14 protein-coding genes are annotated in these 16,453 nt (G+C 67.3%); 11 read left to right on the top strand and 3 right to left on the bottom strand.

The window, feature by feature from the left end:
• Positions 1 to 52 precede the first annotated feature (52 nt).
• The 8 genes from mmsB (at position 53) to ASF30_RS18085 (ending at position 11,082) form a co-directional block, all read left to right on the top strand.
• A complete protein-coding gene (gene mmsB / locus ASF30_RS18050) occupies positions 53 to 1,297 on the top strand; it encodes a multiple monosaccharide ABC transporter permease (RefSeq protein WP_055909914.1) in 1,245 nt (414 codons plus the stop codon).
• 111 nt (positions 1,298 to 1,408) lie between these two features.
• Positions 1,409 to 2,692, top strand: coding sequence for a LacI family DNA-binding transcriptional regulator (locus ASF30_RS18055; RefSeq protein WP_200918475.1), 1,284 nt, complete (start codon positions 1,409 to 1,411; stop codon positions 2,690 to 2,692).
• 790 nt (positions 2,693 to 3,482) lie between these two features.
• Positions 3,483 to 4,469 (top strand): ABC transporter substrate-binding protein, encoded by a 987-nt coding sequence (locus tag ASF30_RS18060; protein ID WP_055909917.1) that lies wholly within the window; start codon positions 3,483 to 3,485, stop codon positions 4,467 to 4,469.
• A 229-nt stretch (positions 4,470 to 4,698) separates the two neighbouring features.
• A complete protein-coding gene (locus ASF30_RS18065) occupies positions 4,699 to 6,309 on the top strand; it encodes a sugar ABC transporter ATP-binding protein (RefSeq protein ID WP_082468029.1) in 1,611 nt (536 codons plus the stop codon).
• Entirely contained in the window at positions 6,306 to 7,352 is a 1,047-nt protein-coding gene (locus tag ASF30_RS18070) for an ABC transporter permease (RefSeq protein ID WP_055909920.1), read from the top strand. Before ASF30_RS18065 ends, ASF30_RS18070 begins: the two co-directional genes overlap by 4 nt.
• The gene (yjfF, locus tag ASF30_RS18075) at positions 7,349 to 8,365 is read left to right on the top strand and encodes a galactofuranose ABC transporter, permease protein YjfF (RefSeq protein ID WP_055909923.1); all 1,017 of its coding nucleotides are present in this window, start codon (positions 7,349 to 7,351) and stop codon (positions 8,363 to 8,365) included. Before ASF30_RS18070 ends, yjfF begins: the two co-directional genes overlap by 4 nt.
• 190 nt (positions 8,366 to 8,555) lie before the next feature.
• Positions 8,556 to 9,770, top strand: a complete 1,215-nt coding sequence (locus ASF30_RS18080) for a LacI family DNA-binding transcriptional regulator (protein WP_055909926.1) — start codon at positions 8,556 to 8,558, stop codon at positions 9,768 to 9,770.
• Positions 9,771 to 9,987: 217 nt separating this feature from the next.
• Positions 9,988 to 11,082, top strand: a complete 1,095-nt coding sequence (locus tag ASF30_RS18085) for a hypothetical protein (RefSeq protein ID WP_157497487.1) — start codon at positions 9,988 to 9,990, stop codon at positions 11,080 to 11,082.
• Positions 11,083 to 11,224: 142 nt separating this feature from the next.
• Here ASF30_RS18085 and ASF30_RS18090 read toward each other — a convergent pair whose 3' ends face one another.
• From ASF30_RS18090 to ASF30_RS18100, 3 genes are read right to left on the bottom strand one after another with little or no spacing between them, the layout of a single operon-like run.
• Positions 11,225 to 11,599, bottom strand: coding sequence for a VOC family protein (locus ASF30_RS18090; RefSeq protein WP_055909931.1), 375 nt, complete (start codon positions 11,597 to 11,599; stop codon positions 11,225 to 11,227).
• 52 nt (positions 11,600 to 11,651) lie between these two features.
• Positions 11,652 to 12,242, bottom strand: coding sequence for an SRPBCC family protein (locus ASF30_RS18095; protein WP_082468031.1), 591 nt, complete (start codon positions 12,240 to 12,242; stop codon positions 11,652 to 11,654).
• Positions 12,243 to 12,253: 11 nt separating this feature from the next.
• Entirely contained in the window at positions 12,254 to 12,739 is a 486-nt protein-coding gene (locus ASF30_RS18100) for an ArsR/SmtB family transcription factor (protein WP_082468033.1), read from the bottom strand.
• Between the two features lie 618 nt (positions 12,740 to 13,357).
• On the opposite strand from ASF30_RS18100, the gene nrdH reads away from it, so the two are divergent.
• The 3 genes from nrdH to nrdE all read left to right on the top strand — a co-directional run bounded on the left by nrdH (position 13,358) and on the right by nrdE (position 16,371).
• Positions 13,358 to 13,591 (top strand): glutaredoxin-like protein NrdH, encoded by a 234-nt coding sequence (nrdH, locus tag ASF30_RS18105; protein ID WP_055824762.1) that lies wholly within the window; start codon positions 13,358 to 13,360, stop codon positions 13,589 to 13,591.
• Positions 13,592 to 13,717: 126 nt separating this feature from the next.
• Positions 13,718 to 14,239, top strand: a complete 522-nt coding sequence (gene nrdI / locus ASF30_RS18110) for a class Ib ribonucleoside-diphosphate reductase assembly flavoprotein NrdI (RefSeq protein ID WP_082468104.1) — start codon at positions 13,718 to 13,720, stop codon at positions 14,237 to 14,239.
• 26 nt (positions 14,240 to 14,265) lie between these two features.
• On the top strand, positions 14,266 to 16,371 hold the full coding sequence (gene nrdE / locus ASF30_RS18115) for a class 1b ribonucleoside-diphosphate reductase subunit alpha (protein ID WP_055910519.1): 2,106 nt from the start codon (positions 14,266 to 14,268) through the stop codon (positions 16,369 to 16,371).
• Positions 16,372 to 16,453 lie beyond the last annotated feature (82 nt).

The raw sequence follows: 16,453 nt of genomic DNA on the forward strand, positions 1-16,453 counted from the left end.
CGGCGTCGCTGGCCGGCCTTCGATCCACGCACCTTCCAAGAGGAGACATCACATGTCAGATCCCAACGCTCCACTCCAGACCGAGACCCGGGTCGAGGGCGGCAACGTCAACCCCGTCGAGAACAAGTTCACCGAACGACTCAGCCACATCCTGAGCGACCTCGGCAAGAACGGCATCTTCATCGCCCTCATCATCGTGGTGGTGCTGTTCTCGTTCCTGACCGACGGCATCCTGCTGCGGCCGCAGAACATCTCCAACCTGATCGTGCAGAACGGCTACATCCTCGTTCTCGCCATCGGCATGGTGATGGTCATCATCGCGGGCCACATCGACCTGTCCGTCGGATCGGTCGCCGCCTTCGTCGGCGCCTGTTCCGGACTCTTCGCCGTGACCTGGGGCATGCCCTGGTGGCTCGCGGTGCTGCTGTCGCTCGCGATCGGTGCCGCGGTCGGCGTCTGGCAGGGCTTCTGGATCGCCTACGTCGGCATCCCGGCCTTCATCGTGACGCTGGCCGGCATGCTCATCTTCCGCGGTCTCGCGCTCGTGGTGCTGGGCAACGCCAACATCGGCTCCTTCCCCGCCGAGTACCGCGCCCTCGGCAACGGCTTCGTGAACGGCGTCTTCGGTGAATCCGACCCCGACATCTTCACGCTCGGAGTCGGAGCCCTCGCCATCATCGCGCTCATCGTGCAGCAGCTGCGCACCCGTCGCGGACGCCAGAAGTACGGCCAGGAAGTGGAGCCGATCGTCTGGTTCTTCACCAAGCTCGTGCTCGTCTCCGTCGCCATCGGCTTCTTCACTTACGCGCTGGCCTCCTACAAGGGCATCCCCGTCACGCTGATCATCCTGGCCGTGCTCGTCATGGTCTACGGCGTGGTCATGAACCGCTCGGTCTTCGGCCGCCACATCTACGCCATCGGCGGCAACCGCCACGCAGCCGAGCTGTCGGGCATCAAGACCCGTCGCGTCGACTTCTGGCTGTTCGTCAACATGGGCTTCCTCGCGGCCCTCGCCGGACTCATCTTCACCGCCCGCCTCAACCTCGCCGGCCCCAAGGCCGGTGACGGCTTCGAGCTCGAGGCCATCTCGGCAGCGTTCATCGGTGGCGCAGCCGTGCAGGGTGGAGTCGGCACGATCGGTGGCGCCATCATCGGTGGTCTGATCATCGGTGTGCTGAACAACGGCATGTCCATCATGGGTATCGGCATCGAGTGGCAGCAGGCCGTGAAGGGCCTCGTGCTCCTTCTCGCCGTGGCCTTCGACGTCTACAACAAGCGTCGCTCCGGCGGCCAGTAGGTCCCTCCTCTGTGGTGGTGGTGGGACGGCGGCGGCCGGGCTGAGGAAGTCCGGTCGCCGTTGGCCACCGCGATGCATCGAGCAGGTCGGTTCTCGAGGGGGAGACGCGTGATGAGCGGAACGGATGCCGCTGAGCCCGTCGGCGCTGCCGGCACGGGTGCCGCCGACGTCGTCGGTGCGCGCTCTGCGGGTGGTCGCGCCGCCGCGGGTGGTGGTGCCGGCGCTGACAGCGCTGGTTCCAGCGCGGGCGCGGGTGCGGGTGCGGGTGCCGGCGGCGTCGCCGTCGGTGCGGCTGCGGCATCCGTCACCGCACGGGCAGCGACGATGTTCGACGTCGCCCGAGTCGCCGGAGTCTCGCATCAGACGGTGTCGCGCGTGCTCAACAACCTGCCGGGCGTGCGCGCCTCGACCCGAGTGCGCGTCGAGCACGCGATGAGCGAGCTCTCCTACGTTCCGTCGCCGGCTGCGCGCACCCTCGCGTCGCGCCGCTCGCAGACCATCGGGCTGATCCAGGCCGGCCGGCCCGACTACGGGCCGTCGAACGCGGCGCTGGCCTTCAACGAGGCGGCGCACGCCGCGAACTACACGGTGACCCAGGCCGGCATGCGCGACCTCGACGCCGACTCGCTGCGAGCGGCCGTGCAGATGATGGTGCGCCACAACGTCGAGGCGATCGTGCTCATCTCGGGCGAGCGTCAGGCGCTCGACATCATCCGCGGCATCGAGCGCTCGGTGCCGCTGATCGCCGTCTCCTCTGAGGACTTCGGCGGATTCCACCGTGTCGCCATGAACCAGTACGAGGGTGCCCGGCTCGCCGTCGAGTACCTCATCTCCATCGGCCACACCGACATCGTGCACATCGCCGGTCCCGCTGACTCGATGGACGCGACGGAGCGCGTGCGTGCCTGGCGCGACACCCTAGCCGCCCACGACCTGCCGGAGCGTCCCGCGATCATCGGTGACTGGCAGTCGACGAGCGGCTATGCGGCAGGGCAGGCGATCATCGCGGGCGCGGGCGCGGGCGCGGGCGCGGGTGCGGGTGCGGGTGTGGGTGCGGGTGCTGACGCCGATGCTGGTTCACCTGCGGGCGACCTCCCCACCGCGATCTTCGTGGGGAACGACCAGATGGCGCTCGGCGTGCTGCATGCACTGCGCGACGCCGGCATCCGCGTGCCGGAAGACGTGAGCGTCATGGGCTACGACGACATCCCCGAGGCGGCGCACTTCGCGCCTCCGCTGACGACGATGCGTCAGGACTTCTCAGCGCTCGGCCGCGACATCATGGCCACGGTGCTCGACGTGCTCGACGACGAGCAGCACGCCGACGACCGCGCGAGCCGCGTCTCGGAGCTCGTCGTGCGCGAGAGCACGGCCCCGCCCCGCGGCTCGCTCTGAGGCCCCGCCCGCACGGCCCCGCCGTCGCGCGTCTCGCTCTGACGCCCGGGCCGCTCGGCCTCGCCGTCGCGCGCTTGCGCTTCCGCTTCCGCTCCCGCTCCCGATTGCGCTGCGCGATGCCCGAGCCAGGCACTCGGCGGGGTTTCGGTGTCCTGGCGGGGGTTCCTGCACCCGCCGAAGCATCGATACCCCGCCGAGTGAAGCGCCGACGTGTTCGGCCCGTGTTCGGCGCACCGGCCCATGGAGCACCGCGGGCCAATGCGCCGAGGCGGGCCCGACCGTAGCTGGGGCCGGAGCGCGCCGACCACGCGCCAGACCATCGGCACCCCGGCCGAGTGAAGCGCCGACGTGTTCGGCGCGCGTTCGACCCACGTCCGGCGCACGTTCGGCACACCGGCCCATGCAGCAACGTGGGCCGGTGCGCCGAGGCTGGGCCCGAGCGAGGTGGGGCCGGAGCGCGCCGACGGAGCGCGCCGTGGGCCGGTGCGCCGAGGCTGGGGCCGGAGCGCGCCGACGGAGTGCGCCGAGGGGCGGCCGTCGTGGCTGCGCCCAGCTCGCCTGAGTAGCGGCATCCGCGGCCCGACGACGTCCCGAATATGAGCGCTCACATTTCGAATTGCAACGGATGCATAACGACCCGGAAACTGGGGGTACTCCCGCGCGAGTCGCTATTGTGAACCCTCACATGTTATCGCTAACATTTCGACCACGACCAGAATGGCCTGGCCGCCCGGCACCGAGAATCGCAGCACGTTCCCGCCGGGACACTGAACAAGGAGGTTTAGTCGAGATGAAGAAGATCATCGGATTGGCAGCGGCCGGAGCACTGCTCCTCGCCCTGGCCGGCTGTGCAGACGGCGGCGGTGGCGGCACCGAGGCATCCGGACCCAAGGACATCGGCGACCTGGTCGTCGGCTTCGCCCAGGTCGGTGCCGAGAGCGGCTGGCGCACGGCGAACACCAAGGACATCCAGGACACGTTCAAGGACGAGGGCATCGAGCTCAAGTTCTCCGACGCTCAGCAGAAGCAGGAGAACCAGATCAAGGCGATCCGCTCCTACATCCAGCAGCAGGTCGACTACATCGCCTTCTCGCCGGTCGTCGAGACCGGATGGGACGCCGTGCTCCAGGAGGCCAAGGACGCCGGCATCCCCGTCGTCCTGACCGACCGCGCCGTCGACTCGGAGGACACCTCGCTGTACGAGACGTTCCTCGGATCCGACTTCGTGAAGGAGGGCCAGAAGGCCGGACTCTGGGTGCTCGACGAGTACAAGGACGCCACGAAGCCCGTGAACATCATCCAGCTCGAGGGCACCACGGGTTCCGCGCCGGCGATCGACCGTGCAGAGGGCTTCGCCGACACGATCCGCCAGAACGCCAACCTCAAGGTCGTCGCCAGCCAGACCGGTGACTTCACGCGTGCCGGCGGCAAGCAGGTCACCGAGGCGCTGCTGAAGAGCAACCCCGACGTCGACCTGATCTACGCACACAACGACGACATGGGCCTCGGAGCCATCGAGGCCGTCGAGGCCGCCGGTCTCGTTCCCGGCAAGGACATCAAGATCGTCACGATCGACGCCGTTCACGATGGCATGCAGGCCCTCGCCGACGGCAAGATCAACTTCATCGTGGAGTGCTCGCCCCTGCTCGGAGCCCAGCTCGTCGACGTCATCAAGACGCTCAACGACGGCGGCACCGTCGAGAAGCGCATCATCACCGATGAGACGACCTTCACCCAGGAGCAGGCCGTCGAGGCCCTGCCCGACCGCAAGTACTGATCGGCACGGCCTGATCAGCAGCAGCCCTGATCGGCACTGCCTGATCGGGTGAACGGATGCCGGCCGGCTGCGTGAGCGGTCGGCATCCGTTCCTCCCCATGACCGGCGGTGAGAGCTGCCGCCCGGGGCGACACGCCCTCGGTGGGTGCGCGGTGTCCATGCCGCGCACCCATCACACTCGAACGACACGCACCACGGAACCACTGCCCCTCGACGGAGAGAGACGAGCATGCCAGACCCCACCGCGGCCACACCGGTCGTGGAGATGACAGACATCTCCATCTCCTTCCCCGGCGTGAAGGCCCTCGACGGCGTGAGCTTCCGCATGTTCCCCGGCGAGGTGCACTCGCTCATGGGCGAGAACGGCGCCGGCAAGTCCACGCTCATCAAGGCCCTCACCGGCGTCTACTCCGTGGACTCCGGCACCATCACCCTCGACGGTGAGGACGTCGCCTTCGCGAATCCGGCCTCGGCCCAGGACGCCGGCATCAGCACGGTCTACCAGGAGGTCAACCTCCTCGCCAACCTCACCGTGGCCGAGAACATCATGCTCGGCCGCGAGCCCCGCCGGTTCGGCGGCATCCACTGGAAGCTGATGCGCCGCCAGGCTGCGAAGCTCCTCGCCGGCCTGCACCTCGACATCGATCCCGGCTCCCTGCTCGGCGACCACTCGCTCGCCGTGCAGCAGCTCGTCGCCATCGCACGAGCCATCAACATCGACGCCAAGGTGCTCATCCTCGACGAGCCGACCTCGAGCCTTGACGCCGACGAGGTCGCCGAGCTGTTCCGCGTCATCCGTTCGCTCAAGGCCGACGGCACGGCCATCCTGTTCGTCTCGCACTTCCTCGACCAGGTCTACGAGATCTCCGATCGCCTCACCGTGCTGCGCAACGGCGCGCTCGTGGGGGAGTACCTCACCGAGGAGATCCTGCGGATCGAGCTGGTGCAGAAGATGATCGGCAAGGAACTCACCGTGCTCGACGACCTCGAGAAGAAGGCGCGCGAGGCCACGGCCGGCGAGAGCGACGAGGTGCCGTTCATCCAGGCGATCGGCCTCGGACGCAAGGGCGCCATCGAGCCGATCGACCTCAAGGTGCATGAGGGCGAGGTCGTCGGGCTCGCCGGCCTCCTCGGATCCGGACGCACCGAACTCGCCCGCATCCTCTCGGGCATCGACCGATCGGATGCCGGAGAGCTGCGCATCGCCGGAACCCCGACCCGCTTCCGCACTCCGCGCCAGGCGCTCTCCAAGAGGGTGGCGTACTCCTCGGAGAACCGCCGCTCCGAGGGCATCGTCGACGAGCTCACCGTGCGCGACAACATCATCCTGGCGCTGCAGGCCGATCGCGGCTGGGCCCGGCCCATCCCGAAGCGCCGCCAGGACGAACTCACTCAGAGCTACATCGACGCCTTCAACATCCGACCGGCCAACCCCGACGCGCTGGTGCGCAACCTGTCGGGCGGCAACCAGCAGAAGGTGCTCCTCGCGCGCTGGCTCGCCGTGGCACCGCGCCTGCTCATCCTCGACGAGCCCACCCGCGGCATCGACGTGGGGGCGAAGGCCGAGATCCAGAAGCTCGTCGTGAACCTCGCCGAGAACGGACTCTCCGTCGTCTTCATCTCGGCCGAGCTCGAGGAGGTGCTGCGCCTCTCGCACCGCATCGCCGTGATGCGCGACCGCCGCATGGTCGCCGACCTCGAGAACGACGACCTCACGGTCGACTCGCTGCTCTCCCTCATCGCCGAGGGCGCGAGCGCGGATCCCGAAGCCCCTGCATCCGTTCCCCCCGCCGCCCCGGCCGGCACGTCCACCGACAACACCCCTGGAGCGAAATCATGACCGCGGCCCTCGCCCGCTTCGCCGGCACCCGCATCTTCTGGCCGATCGTGCTGCTCGTCGTGCTGCTTGTGATCAACCTGATCGCGTTCCCCGGCTTCTTCACCATCACCATCAAGAACGGCCACCTGTTCGGCAGCCTGATCGACATCCTGCGGAACGGCGCCCCGACGCTCATCATCGCCGTGGGCATGACGCTGGTCATCGCCACCCGGGGCATCGACCTCTCCGTCGGCGCGGTCTGCGCCATCTCCGGAGCCGTCGCCGCCGCGATCATCCTCGGCTCCCCAGACCCGGGCAACCCCGGGGTCGTGGCGATAGCCATCGGCGTGAGCCTCGCCATCAGCCTGGTGCTCGGAGTCTGGAACGGATTCCTCGTCGCGGTGCTCGGCATCCAACCGATCATCGCGACCCTCATCCTGATGACGGCGGGCCGCGGCATCGCCATGCTCATCACCGAGGGCCAGATCATCACAGTGAACAGCGCCCCGTTCAAGGCCCTCGGGTCGGGTTCGCTGTTCGGACTCCCGGTGTCCGTCATCATCGCCGCCGTCATCTTCGCCTTCGCGGCGCTCATCACGAGGCGTTCGGCTCTCGGACTGCTCATCGAGTCCGTCGGCATCAACCCCGAGGCCAGCCGCCAGGCCGGTGTGCGCTCGCGCGGCCTGCTCTTCACGGTCTACGCCTTCTGCGCGTTCTCGGCCGGCATCGCTGGCCTCATCCTCACGTCGAACCAGACGGCGGCGGATGCGAACAACACCGGCCTGTTCATCGAACTCGACGCGATCCTCGCCGTGGTCATCGGCGGCACGTCACTGGCCGGCGGACGCTACTCGCTCACCGGAACCCTCGTCGGGGCGCTGGTCATCCAGACCCTCGTGACCACGGTGTACACGGTCGGCATCCCGCCCATCGCGACCATGGTGTTCAAGGCCGCCGTCGTCACGGCGGTCTGCCTCCTGCAGTCGCCCGCCACGAACGCGGCCTTCGCCCGCTGGCGTCATTCCCTCAGCCTCCGAGCCGGAAAGGGGGCGGCCGCATCATGAGCTCCGTTCCGACCACTGCACCCAACCCAGCCGTTCGGGCGGGCATCGGGGTGCGCAACGCGCTCCGCAGCCCGAAGTACGGACCCGTCCTCGTCACGGCGTTCCTGCTCATCGTCGTCTTCATCATCGGCGGCAGCCGCTACCGCGGCTTCTTCTCGGCCCAGGTGATCATCAACCTGTTCGTCGACAACGCCTACCTGCTCGTGCTCGCGGTCGGCATGACCTTCGTCATCCTCACCGGCGGCATCGACCTCTCGGTCGGGGCCGTGCTCGCCCTCTCGGGCATCATCACGGCGTCGCTGCTGCAGGCGGGCTGGGCACCGGGCATCGTGATCCCGCTCATCCTCGTGCTGACGAGCATCCTCGGACTCCTGGTCGGACTCATGGTGCACGTGTTCAAGGTGCAGCCGTTCATCGCGACGCTCGCCGCGATGTTCCTGGCGCGCGGGCTCTGCTACGTGATCAGCAAGGACTCGATCTCGATCACGGACCCCGTGTTCACGGCGCTGGCGCAGGCGCGCATCCCGCTCGGCGGGCGCGTGTCGATGACGTGGAGCGTCGTCATCGCGATCGTCGTGGTCATCGTCGCCGTCATCGTGCTGCAGTACTCGCGGCTCGGCCGCACCGTCTACGCCATCGGCGGCAGCGAGCAGTCGGGCGTGCTCATGGGCCTGCCCGTGGCACGCACCAAGGTGCTGGTCTACGTCATCAGCGGATTCTGCGCCGGACTCAGCGGCATCCTGTACACCTTCTACACACTCTCGGGCTACTCGCTCACGGCGATCGGCACGGAGCTCGACGCCATCGCGGCCGTCGTGATCGGCGGAACCCTCCTCACCGGCGGCTACGGCTTCGTGCTCGGCTCGGTGCTCGGGGTGCTGGTGCTGGGCGTCATCCAGACGATCATCACCTTCGAGGGCACCCTGTCGTCGTGGTGGACGCGCATCTTCATCGGGGCGCTGCTGCTGGTGTTCATCATCCTGCAGAAGGTGCTCACCGCGAGGCGGCGGTGATGCGGGGGTCGGGGGGGGGCGGGCGGATGCGGGGGCGTCGTCCGCTGCGGAGTCGGATGCACGAGCCGGACGCACGGGCGTGCGCTCCCGGGTCGGGTCCGCGCCGCTGCACGGCGGCATCCGTCACAGGACCGATAATGAGCACATCGAGCAACGCGCGACGAGCGCCAGGTAGGAGCCGACGAGGCCGGTGAGCACGGACGACGACAAAGCGCGCGTCGCGAACATCTTCGATGTCGCGCGCCTCGCCGGTGTGTCGCACCAGACCGTCTCGCGCGTGCTCAACGACCTGCCGAACGTTCGTCCTGCGACGCGACAGCGGGTCGAGCAAGCCATCAAGCAGTTGCGCTACGTGCCGTCGCCCGCGGCCCGTGCACTCGTCACGCGGCGGTCCCGCACCCTCGGGCTCATCACCGCAGGGCGACCCGACTACGGACCGTCGTCGGCCGCACTCAACTTCAATGAGGCAGCGCGCGAGGCCAGGTACGCCGTGAGCATGGCGAGCATGATCGACTCGGATGCCGCCCTCCTGCGCGCCGCCGTCGAGATGCTGCTGCGCCAGAACGTCGAGGCCATCGTGCTCATCGCCGCCGAGCGCCGGGCCATCGAGGCCGTCGAGGCTCTCGAGCTCGGGGTGCCCCTGGTGGCTGTGGCGTCCGAGGGTGGCGGGGCGGCTGGTGCCGGCGGCGCTTGGAGTTCGGCTGGCACGGGCTCGGGGGTTGGCGCCTCGGGCGCCTCGGGTTCCGCCGGTTCCGGTTCCGGCGCGGGTTCGGGAGCTGGCGGCGCGGGGGCGCGGGGGCGCGGCTCGGCATCTGGTCTCGCGGCGAATGCTACGGGAGCGGCATCCGGAGCCGGGAGTACCTCGCATCGCGTCGCGATCGACCAGTACGGCGGGGCGCGGGCGGCTGTCGAGCACCTCATCGCGCTCGGGCACCGCGAGGTCCGTCACCTCGGCGGACCGATCGACTCCATGGACGCCGCCGAACGCCTGCGCGGCTGGCGCGACGTGCTCGCCGAGAGCAACCTCGTCGCCCGCGAACCTCTGGTGGGCGACTGGCAGCCGTCGAGCGGCAACGCACTCGGTGCGATCCTCGCGACGGATGCCGACGCCACCGCCGTGTTCGCCGCCAACGACCAGATGGCGCTCGGCCTGATCCACGCGCTCGAGGGCGCCGGCCGTCGCGTGCCGCACGACGTGAGCGTGATCGGCTTCGACGACATCCCAGAGGCCGCCTTCTTCGCGCCGCCGCTCTCGACCATGCGCCAGGACTTCGACGGCCTCGGCCGCGACATCATGGCCACGGTGCTCGACGTGCTCCGCGACGAGCAGGCGCCGGACCCCACCCGTCGGGCGCCGCAGCTCGTGCTGCGCGCGTCGACCGCGCCCCCGCGCGCCGGCCGGTAACGGACCGCCGCTCGCTACCGACGGCACGCGCGCCGCGCGCTGACGGGCCGCCGCCCGCGCTCCCGCCTCGCTTTGTACCGGCTCGGCGGGGTCTAGATGGCCTGGCGGGGGTTCCTACCCCCGCCAAACCATCGACACCCCGCCAGGTCGGCGGAGTGCAGGCCCCGCTCCGGTCAAGTCCTGCACACCACAGTGCGGCGGTGAAAATCCCACCGCCATGAATCGGCGCAGGGGAGTCGGCTCGCCTTGCATGCACTATGAGCCGATGAGCGTAGACCTCGACTTCCTGTCGTCGCTCGACGACGGCCTGATCAGCACGGATCTTCTCAGGCGCTCTGGCGTCGATCCGCGAGGCATCGAATGTCTGATCGGCTTGAGCGAGCTCGTTCGCCTGCGGCGGGGCTGGTACGTCACGGCGACGGAGTGGAAGGCGGCCGGGCGTGACGGTCGATACCGCTTCATGATCCGAGCGACGAACGCGTCCTCTCCGAAGTCGTTGGTCGCCGCGCACCTGTCAGCCGCCGCGATGCACCGGCTGCCGACGATCGGCAACTGGCCGTCCGAACTCCATACCTTCGATCCCAGGGCCTCGGGCGGTAGTACGTCACGCCTGATCACGACTCACCGCTCAGGCCCGCCGGCAGAGACCGTTGTCATCGACGGGATCGAGGTCGTGGCGCTCGAGCGCACGCTGGTGGATGTTGCCGTCAACGAGTGCCCCGAGCGTGCGGTCACTGCAATCGATGCAGCTCTCAGGCGCGATGCGGTTCGTTACGCGACTGACCTACGACAGCGCGGAGAGGGTGAGGCTCGTCTCGTGCGACCGGCTCTGACGACAGACACTCTGCTGTGCGAACTCGACAACGTCGCTCCACCGTTTCATCGCGCACGAGCCGAGTCCGTCATCCGTTTCGCTGATGCCCGAGCGGGTAGTCCCGGCGAATCCCTGAGCCGGGTGCGGATGCGCCAAGGGCGCTTCGTGATCCCCGACTTGCAGGTGCGGTTTCCCGACATTCTCGGCAGCTACGCGGAAGTCGACTTCTACCTGGAGGGAATCCGCAAGGCTCAGGAGTTCGATGGCAAGGTCAAGTACACGCGCGGCGCCATCGTGAAGGAAGGCGACGATCCCGGCGAGATCGTGTGGCTGGAGAAGCAGCGCGAAGACGCCTTGCGTCGGCAGGAGGCGGTCGAGAGCTTCGATCGCTGGACGTGGGACATGGTGTTGCCCCTGAAGAAGTTCTGCCGGTTCCTGCAGGAGAAGGGGATGCCCGAACTGCGCGCTGGTGCCGCACACGCCCGCAGTGCGGGCTAGATGTCGTTGACCAGCAGCCTGTCGAGCCTGGCGGGGCTTCGATGCTCTGGCGGGGTTACCTACACCCGCCGGGCCATCGGAACCCCGCCGAGTCCTGGGTGAGAGCGGCGGGCTGCAGCGGGCCGGTAGGCCGCGGGCGCGGTCAGTCGCGCTTCGGCAGCTCCTGCAGCGTCCACCTGTTGCCGTCGGGGTCGGCGAACGTGACGAAGTTGCCCCAGGCCTGCGGATCGACGTCGGAGGCCTCGACGCCGTTGGCGAGGAGGTGCGCGCGAGCCTCGGCGGCATCCGGAACCACGACCTGGATCGTGTTCTGCTTGCCGGGTTCGAGGTCGATGCCGAGGTTGGTGCCGAAGGCGATGGAGCAGGCCGAGCCCGGGGGAGTGAGCTGCACGAAACGCAGGCCCTCGAACGGCGACTGGTCGTGGTCGAGCGTGAAGCCCACCTTGTCGACGTAGAACTCCTTCGCCCGATCGACATCGGTGACGGGAACGAAGATGAGCTCGATCTTCCAGTCCATGGCGCTACTCCTTTGTATGTGGGCGCATCCCGGGTGGGGAGACATCTTCACGCTAGCCCGCACCACCGACATCCGGAACGCCCGCGCATCCGTTCGACTGAGACGGATGCGCGGGCGTTCCGCGCGGCGGATCGAGAGGCCGCGCCCCTCGGGCCTCGCCGCCGGCGAGCAGCGCGTCGAGCTTGGCGTAGCCGGCGATCACGCCGTGCTCCATGCCCGACGCGACCATGCCGTCGCGTGCCTCGAGGGTGTCGATGAGCGAGATGTCGGTGACGCGGGTGCGGCCGTCCCCGAGGTCTTCGAAGAGGACGGTCTCGAGGCAGACGCCGTCGGGGAACTCGTCGAACGTGACGGTCTGCACGATGCGGTCGTTGAGCCGCACCTCGTGGAACGAGCCCCAGAAGACGGCGAGCTCGCGGCCATCGCGCCAGTTCGACCAGCGCCAGGAGCCGCCGGTGCGGGCGTCCCAGTGGGCGATCTGCGTGGTGATGTCGTCGGGTCCGAGCCACCGGGCGTAGAGCTCTGGGTCGGTCCAGGCGCGGAACACGCGCTCGCGCGGGGCGTCGAACTCGCGCACGATGCGGATGGTCGGCAGGTTCGGGTCGACCTCGATCGTCGTGTCGGGGGTGGTCGTCGTGGTCATGGTGCTGCTCCTTACTTATCGGTGTTGGCGGGGGTGGTGATGGTGCGGGTGGCGGGGGACGTTCCCCCGGGGTCTCGGGTGACGGATGCCGCGGGCACGGCAGTGGCGTCCGTCGGCGACGAGCTCGCGGCGTCCGCCGCCGCCTCGGCCTCGCCCATCTCGGCGAGCACGGCGTCCAGCCGACGGAACCGGCCCTCGGCGGTGCGGCGGTACTTCTCGATCCAGGCGGTCATCATGTCGAACACTTCGGCCTCCAGGTGGCGGCGGGAGCGGAATCCGTCGCCGTCGCGGCTCACCAGGCCGGCGTCCTCGAGCACGCGCAGGTGCTTGGAGACCGCCTGCACGGACACCGCGTACGGTTCGGCGAGCTCGCCGACGGTCGCGTCGCCATCCGAGAGTCGCATCACGATGTCGCGCCGCGTCGGGTCTGCTAGGGCACTGAAGACCTGCGTGAGCCGCTGGTCGTCCAGAGTGTGAGCTGCGTTCGTGGTGCTCATGTGCTCTGTGCCGCCTCCGTTATTCGTCAACCGTTTGGTTTACGACACGGTACGCGCGTGCGGCGCAATCGTCAACCCTTGGGTTGAGAACTGAGAGCGTCCAGCGACGGATGCCCCAGGCCGCGGTGCGCCGTCGGAGCACGGTGCGCCGTCGGAGCAAGGGTGCGCCGACTAGGAGGGGGCGCGCCGACCAGGAGGAGGGGGCGCCCCTTGGATGCACCGTGCGTCACAGCCGATCGGGCGGCCGAGCGCATCCGCGAACACGCCCGCGCGTCGTGCGCGCCCAGTGTCGGTGGGTGGTGGAAGAGTGTGCAGCACAACACAACATGTAGGGGTCGGACGCAGAAGCGACACAAGAGTGAACGCAGACGCGACACGCCCGGCGCAATTCCACAACACGTGGAATTCCCGAAATGGGGGCTGTGAATAACTCCCTCACGAAGGCCGGAAACAAGCCGATCGGCATCCGCTGGCCTGTTGAAAACGGGTGAATTACTTGTGGAGAACTACACGAATGTAACTACTGCATCTTGTGGGCGTTCCTTTCGGGAAGCACTAGATGTAGTATTGGAGTACAGCAAGACAACAACTCAGAACGAGCCAAAAGGGGTCAGAGAAATGACGGTAACGGTCTACACGAAGCCTTCGTGTGTTCAGTGCACGGCCACGTACCGCGCTCTCGACGCCAAGGGCGTTGAGTACGAGGTTCTCGACCTCTCTGTCGATGAGAACGCTCTGGCCGCCGTCAAGGAACTCGGCTACCTGCAGGCCCCGGTCGTCATCACCGACGAAGACCACTGGTCGGGCTTCCGCCCCGACAAGATCAGCGAGCTGGCTTCGCGCCTGGCCTGATCAGCGGCATCCGTTCTTCGGCATCGACGCAGCAATCGAATATCCGCGTCATACGGAGATCAGGGAGGATGCGCGGTGGACACCATCAACGCGGGCCCCTCTGCGGCTCGCCTCATGAATGCCCCCATGAACGCAACCGGCGCTGACGTCGCCGGCAACGGAAATACCCGCGCAGACAGCATCGCAAGCGCAACCGGCAACACCGTCACCAACGCGACGGCAGCTGGCGACCACCACGTCAACCTGGTCTACTTCTCGAGCGTCTCGGGCAACACGCACCGATTCATCCAGAAGCTGGGCCGACCGGCAGCACGCATCCCGCTGTACCCGCGGGACGCTCCGCTGACCGTGCACGAACCCTACGTGCTCGTCCTCCCCACCTATGGCGGGGGCGACGGGGACGGCGCAGTACCCAAGCAGGTCATCCGCTTTCTGAATGATCCGGGCAACCGGATGCTGATCCGCGGCGTGATCGGCGCAGGCAACACCAACTTCGGCGAGGGCTACTGCCTCGCCGGCGACATCATCGCGGCCAAGTGCCACGTGCCGCATCTCTATCGATTCGAAGTATTCGGAACACCCGACGACGTCACCGCCGTCAACGAAGGATTGGAAGCATTTTGGTCAACGCAACTGACAGCGGCGTAGCCGTGATCGACGCGCCGCGCGTGGGCATGGACTACCACTCGCTCAACGCGATGCTCAACCTCTACGGCGACGACGGACAGATCCAGTTCGACAAGGATCGCGAGGCTGCGCGGGAGTACTTCCTGCAGCACGTGAACCAGAACACGGTGTTCTTCCACTCGCTCAAGGAGCGCCTCGACTACCTCGTCGAGAAGGAGTACTACGAGGCCGCCGTGCTCGACCAGTACTCGTTCGAGTTCATCACCAGCCTCAACGACCTGGCCTACTCGAAGAAGTTCCGCTTCGACACGTTCCTCGGTGCGTTCAAGTACTACACGAGCTACACGCTCAAGACCTTCGACGGCAAGCGCTACCTCGAGCGCTTCGAGGACCGCGTCGTGATGACCGCGCTCGGCCTCGCCCAGGGCGACGAGAAGCTCGCCGTGAACCTCGTCGAGGAGATCATCGGCGGCCGCTTCCAGCCGGCCACCCCCACGTTCCTCAACACGGGCAAGGCGCAGCGCGGTGAGCTCGTCTCCTGCTTCCTGCTGCGCATCGAAGACAACATGGAGTCGATCTCGCGCGGCATCAACTCCGCCCTGCAGCTCTCCAAGCGCGGTGGCGGCGTGGCCCTCTCGCTCTCCAACATCCGCGAGGCCGGCGCTCCGATCAAGCAGATCGAGAACCAGTCCAGCGGCATCATCCCCGTGATGAAGCTCCTCGAGGACAGCTTCAGCTACGCCAACCAGCTCGGTGCCCGACAGGGTGCCGGAGCCGTGTACCTGAGCGCGCACCACCCCGACATCATGAAGTTCCTCGACACCAAGCGCGAGAACGCCGACGAGAAGATCCGCATCAAGACGCTCTCGCTCGGTGTCGTCGTTCCCGACATCACCTTCGAGCTCGCCAAGAACGGCGAGGACATGTACCTGTTCTCCCCGTACGACGTCGAGAAGGTCTACGGCGTTCCGTTCGGCGACATCTCCGTCAGCGAGAAGTACCGCGAGATGGTCGACGACCCGCGCATCAAGAAGACCAAGATCAACGCGCGTGAGTTCTTCCAGACCCTCGCCGAGATCCAGTTCGAGAGCGGCTACCCCTACATCGTGTTCGAAGACACGGTGAACAAGGCGAACCCGATCAAGGGCCGCATCAACATGTCGAACCTCTGCAGCGAGATCCTCCAGGTCAACACCCCCACGACCTACAACGAGGACCTCAGCTACAACGTCATCGGCAAGGACATCAGCTGCAACCTCGGTTCGCTGAACATCGCCCTCACCATGGACTCGCCCGACTTCGGCAGCACCGTCGAGACCGCCATCCGCGGCCTCACCGCCGTGTCGAACATGAGCCACATCGCATCCGTCCGCTCGATCGAAGACGGCAACGACAAGAGCCACGCCATCGGCCTCGGCCAGATGAACCTGCACGGCTACCTCGCTCGTGAGCGCATCTACTACGGCTCCGAAGAGGGCATCGACTTCACGAACATCTACTTCTACACGGTGCTGTTCCACGCCCTGCGTGCCTCGAACAATATCGCCAAGGAGCGCGGTGAGACCTTCGTGGGCTTCGAGGACTCCAAGTACGCGTCGGGCGAGTTCTTCGACAAGTACACGGATGCCGAGTGGCTTCCGTCGACCGCTCGCGGTGCTGAGCTGTTCGAGCAGTCGGGCGTGCACATCCCCACGCAGGACGACTGGCGCGAGCTGAAGGCATCCGTTCAGCAGTACGGCATCTACAACCAGAACCTGCAGGCCGTTCCGCCCACCGGTTCGATCTCGTACATCAACAACTCGACCGCGTCGATCCACCCGATCGCCGCGAAGATCGAGATCCGCAAGGAAGGCAAGCTGGGTCGTGTGTACTTCCCGGCGCCGTTCATGACGAACGACAACCTGGACTACTACCAGGACGCCTACGAGATCGGTGCCGAGAAGGTCATCGACACCTACGCCGCGGCAACGCAGCACGTCGACCAGGGCCTCTCGCTCACGCTGTTCTTCAAGGACACCGCGACCACGCGCGACATCAACAAGGCGCAGATCTACGCATGGAAGAAGGGGATCAAGACGATCTACTACATCCGTCTGCGTCAGATGGCCCTCGAGGGCACCGAGCTGGAGATGTGCGTCTCCTGCGCGCTTTGATTATCTGATCAGGACTTTCCTGATCACTTGAACGGATGCGGTTCCTCCGCGGAGCCGCATCCGTTCACCCCGCACCAACCAC

The sequence above is a fragment of the Leifsonia sp. Leaf264 genome (assembly GCF_001422325.1).
Classification (GTDB): Bacteria; Actinomycetota; Actinomycetes; order Actinomycetales; family Microbacteriaceae; genus Orlajensenia.

What these genes read in the sequence shown, in the direction of transcription:
- yjfF (WP_055909923.1), top strand. Translation starts at nt 7,349, where the DNA reads ATGAGCTCCGTTCCGACCACTGCACCCAACCCAGCCGTTCGGGCGGGC.
- mmsB (WP_055909914.1), top strand. Translation starts at nt 53, where the DNA reads ATGTCAGATCCCAACGCTCCACTCCAGACCGAGACCCGGGTCGAGGGC.
- ASF30_RS18090 (WP_055909931.1), bottom strand. Translation starts at nt 11,599, where the DNA reads ATGGACTGGAAGATCGAGCTCATCTTCGTTCCCGTCACCGATGTCGAT.
- nrdE (WP_055910519.1), top strand. Translation starts at nt 14,266, where the DNA reads ATGGACTACCACTCGCTCAACGCGATGCTCAACCTCTACGGCGACGAC.
- ASF30_RS18095 (WP_082468031.1), bottom strand. Translation starts at nt 12,242, where the DNA reads ATGACCACGACGACCACCCCCGACACGACGATCGAGGTCGACCCGAAC.
- ASF30_RS18065 (WP_082468029.1), top strand. Translation starts at nt 4,699, where the DNA reads ATGCCAGACCCCACCGCGGCCACACCGGTCGTGGAGATGACAGACATC.
- ASF30_RS18055 (WP_200918475.1), top strand. Translation starts at nt 1,409, where the DNA reads ATGAGCGGAACGGATGCCGCTGAGCCCGTCGGCGCTGCCGGCACGGGT.
- ASF30_RS18085 (WP_157497487.1), top strand. Translation starts at nt 9,988, where the DNA reads ATGAATCGGCGCAGGGGAGTCGGCTCGCCTTGCATGCACTATGAGCCG.
- nrdI (WP_082468104.1), top strand. Translation starts at nt 13,718, where the DNA reads ATGAACGCAACCGGCGCTGACGTCGCCGGCAACGGAAATACCCGCGCA.
- nrdH (WP_055824762.1), top strand. Translation starts at nt 13,358, where the DNA reads ATGACGGTAACGGTCTACACGAAGCCTTCGTGTGTTCAGTGCACGGCC.
- ASF30_RS18070 (WP_055909920.1), top strand. Translation starts at nt 6,306, where the DNA reads ATGACCGCGGCCCTCGCCCGCTTCGCCGGCACCCGCATCTTCTGGCCG.
- ASF30_RS18100 (WP_082468033.1), bottom strand. Translation starts at nt 12,739, where the DNA reads ATGAGCACCACGAACGCAGCTCACACTCTGGACGACCAGCGGCTCACG.
- ASF30_RS18060 (WP_055909917.1), top strand. Translation starts at nt 3,483, where the DNA reads ATGAAGAAGATCATCGGATTGGCAGCGGCCGGAGCACTGCTCCTCGCC.